The 3,008-nt window shown below is 71.8% G+C and carries 3 protein-coding genes; all 3 read right to left on the bottom strand.

Annotated features, from left to right (window positions below; genetic code table 11):
• Nucleotides 1-847: branched-chain amino acid transaminase (locus A612_RS01730; RefSeq protein WP_019372891.1), on the bottom strand; the 847-nt coding region annotated here is incomplete at its 3' end.
• A 112-nt stretch (nucleotides 848-959) separates the two neighbouring features.
• Entirely contained in the window at nucleotides 960-2,342 is a 1,383-nt protein-coding gene (gene radA / locus A612_RS01725) for a DNA repair protein RadA (RefSeq protein ID WP_019372890.1), read from the bottom strand.
• Nucleotides 2,343-2,716: 374 nt separating this feature from the next.
• The coding region (locus A612_RS01720; protein ID WP_019372889.1) for an acyl-CoA carboxylase biotin carboxyl carrier protein subunit at nucleotides 2,717-3,008 on the bottom strand (292 nt) is incomplete at its 5' end.

The raw sequence follows: 3,008 nt of genomic DNA, 5'->3' as shown, positions 1-3,008 counted from the left end.
GGCTGCCGCTGCCGATCTGCACGCGGTCCAGTTCGCGGATCGGGGTGATCTCGGCGGCCGTGCCGCTGAAGAAGGCCTCGTCGGCAATGTACACCTCGTCGCGCGTGATGCGCTTTTGCACCAGCTCCAGCCCCAGGTCCTTGCAGATGTGGAACACGGTGTTGCGCGTGATGCCGTTGAGCGCGCCGGCCGACAGGTCGGGGGTGTACACCACGCCGTCCTTGATGATGAACACGTTCTCGCCCGAGCCTTCGGACACGAAGCCGGCGCTGTCCAGCAGCAGGGCTTCGTCGTAGCCATCGTCGGTGGCCTCCATGTTGGCCAGAATGGAGTTGGTGTAGTTGCTCGACGCCTTGGCCTGCGTCATGGTGATGTTGACGTGGTGGCGCGTGTAGCTGCTGGTCTTGACGCGGATGCCGCGCTTCATGCCTTCCTCGCCCAGGTAGGCGCCCCAGGCCCAGGCGGCGACCATCGCGTGGACGCGGTTGCCCTTCGGCGACACGCCCAGCTTTTCCGAGCCGATCCACACCAGCGGGCGCAGGTAGCACGAGGCCAGGTTGTTCTCGCGCACCACGGCGCGCTGCGCCTCGTTGAGCTCTTCCTTGGAGAACGGCAGCTGCATGCGCAGGATCTTGGCGCTGTTGAACAGGCGGTCCGTGTGCTCCTGCAGGCGGAAGATGGCCGTGCCGTCGGCGGTCTCGTAGGCCCGCACGCCCTCGAAGGCGCCGCAGCCGTAGTGCAGCGTGTGGGTCAGCACGTGGATCTTGGCGTCGCGCCAGTCCACCATCTGGCCGTCCATCCAGATCTTGCCGTCACGGTCGGCCAGCGAGGGAACAACGGGGCTCATGGGGAAATCCTTTGACAAAAGAAAGAGGGGGCGGGGCCGCAAACGGTCGATTTTACTGAGGATGCCCCGCCGCCGGTCGCAGCGCCTGCCGGCCCGGCGCCGGCGGCCCTTGCTACGCCATGCCGCGCACCGCCTGCATGGCCTCGTCCACCCGCTCCACGGCATGGATGGCCAGGCCCGCGATGGGCTTCTTCGGCGCGTTCGCCTTCGGCACCACGGCCACGGTGAAACCCAGTTTCGCCGCCTCGCGCAGGCGCTCCTGGCCGCGCGGCGCGGGGCGCACCTCGCCCGCCAGGCCGACCTCGCCGAAGGCGATGAAGCCCTTGGGCAGCGCCCGCCCGCGCAGGGACGAGGTGATGGCCAAGAGCACCGCCAGGTCGGCGGCCGGCTCGCTGATGCGCACGCCGCCCACGGCGTTGACGAACACGTCCTGGTCCGACGAGGCGATGCCCGCGTGGCGGTGCAGCACCGCCAGCAGCATCGCCAGCCGGTCGCGCTCCAGCCCCACCGACAGGCGCCGCGGGCTGGGCCCGCCGTTGTCGACCAGCGCCTGGATCTCCACCAGCATGGGCCGCGTCCCTTCCAGCGTGACCAGCACGCACGAGCCGGGCACCGGCTCGCTGTGCTGGCTCAGGAAAATGGCGCTCGGGTTGGACACGCCGCGCAGCCCGCGCTCGGTCATGGCGAAGACGCCGATCTCGTTGACGGCGCCGAAGCGGTTCTTGATGGCGCGCACCAGGCGGAAGCTCGAATGCGTGTCGCCCTCGAAGTACAGCACCGTGTCCACCATGTGCTCGAGCACGCGCGGGCCGGCCAGCGCCCCTTCCTTGGTCACGTGGCCGACCAGGATCACGGCGATGCCCGTGGCCTTGGCCAGCCGCGTCAGGTGCGCCGCGCACTCGCGCACCTGGGCGACCGAGCCCGGCGCGCTGGTGAGCTGGTCGGAGTACATGGTCTGGATGGAGTCGATCACGCACACCGCGGGCTGCGTCGCCTCCACCGTGGCGAGGATCTTCTCCAGCTGGATCTCGGCCAGCACCTGCACCTGGCTGGCGTCCAGCCCTAGGCGGCGCGAGCGCAGCGCCACCTGCGCGCCGCTTTCCTCGCCCGTCACGTACAGCGTGGGCAAGCCGGCACGCTGCAGCGCGTCCATCGCCTGCAGCAGCAGCGTGGACTTGCCGATGCCCGGATCGCCGCCGATCAACACCACTCCGCCTTCGACCACGCCGCCGCCCAGCACCCGGTCGAGCTCCTCGATGCCGCTGGCGGTGCGCACCACCTCGGTGGCCTCGATGGCCGACAGCGGCATGACGGGTTGCGCCTGGGCGAGGCCCGCATACTGCGGCGCGCTCAGCCGGTTCTTGCCCGCGCCCGCGCTCTCGGCCACGGTTTCGATCAGCGTGTTCCAGGCACCACAGCCGGGACACTTGCCCAGCCAGCGCGGGCTGGTGGCGGCGCACTGGGTGCAGGTGTAGAGGGTTTTTTCCTTGGCCATGGCAAGCAGCGTTCAATCAGCCCGCATCCTACCCACCGGCCGCTGCCCCCGCACCTACCATGGACGGGCGCCGAACGCGCCGCGCCCCCCGCCGCGCCCCCTTGCCACCGGAGCCTGCCATGCCTGAGCCCCCGACCCCCTGTCCTTGCCCGGCCCCACCGCGCCGCCGCCGGCCGGGCGCCGCGCTGCTGCTTCTGGCGGTCTCGGCGGCACTGGCGGCGTGCGAACCGCGTCCCGGCGACAAGCCCCTGAAGCCCGGGGCCCCGCCCGTGCCCACGCCGTCCGCCGGGCGCGGCGAGGGCGCGGTGCCGCTTCCTGCGACGCCGCCGGCGCGCACGCCCTGAGCGCCGGCTGGGCGGGCCTCGTCGCTGCGCTCAGGCGTTCTCGCCGGTCCGGATGCGGGCCACCAGCTCGCCGGCGGCAACCATCTGCCCGGCCTGGGCGATGCGCTGCAGCCGCCCTGCACAGGGGGCGCTGAGCGCCGTTTCCATCTTCATGGCCTCCATGGTGGCCAGGACCTCGCCGGCCTGCACCTCCTCACCCTCGGCCTTGTGCCAGGCGACCAGGCTGCCCGCCAGCGGGGCCAGCACGTCGCCCGGCGCTGCGCCCGCCGCCCCGGACACGGCGGTCGGGGTCGCCGGCGCGCGCGCCGCGGCTGCGGCGCCC

Origin of the sequence: Melaminivora alkalimesophila (assembly GCF_000282995.1) — a bacterium.
Classification (GTDB): Bacteria; Pseudomonadota; Gammaproteobacteria; order Burkholderiales; family Burkholderiaceae_C; genus Melaminivora; species Melaminivora alkalimesophila.
This window is presented reverse-complemented; position numbering and strand designations above follow the sequence as displayed.

Bases quoted from the DNA above. Each gene is read 5' to 3' on its own strand.
- radA (WP_019372890.1), bottom strand. From the start codon at position 2,342: ATGGCCAAGGAAAAAACCCTCTACACCTGCACCCAGTGCGCCGCCACC.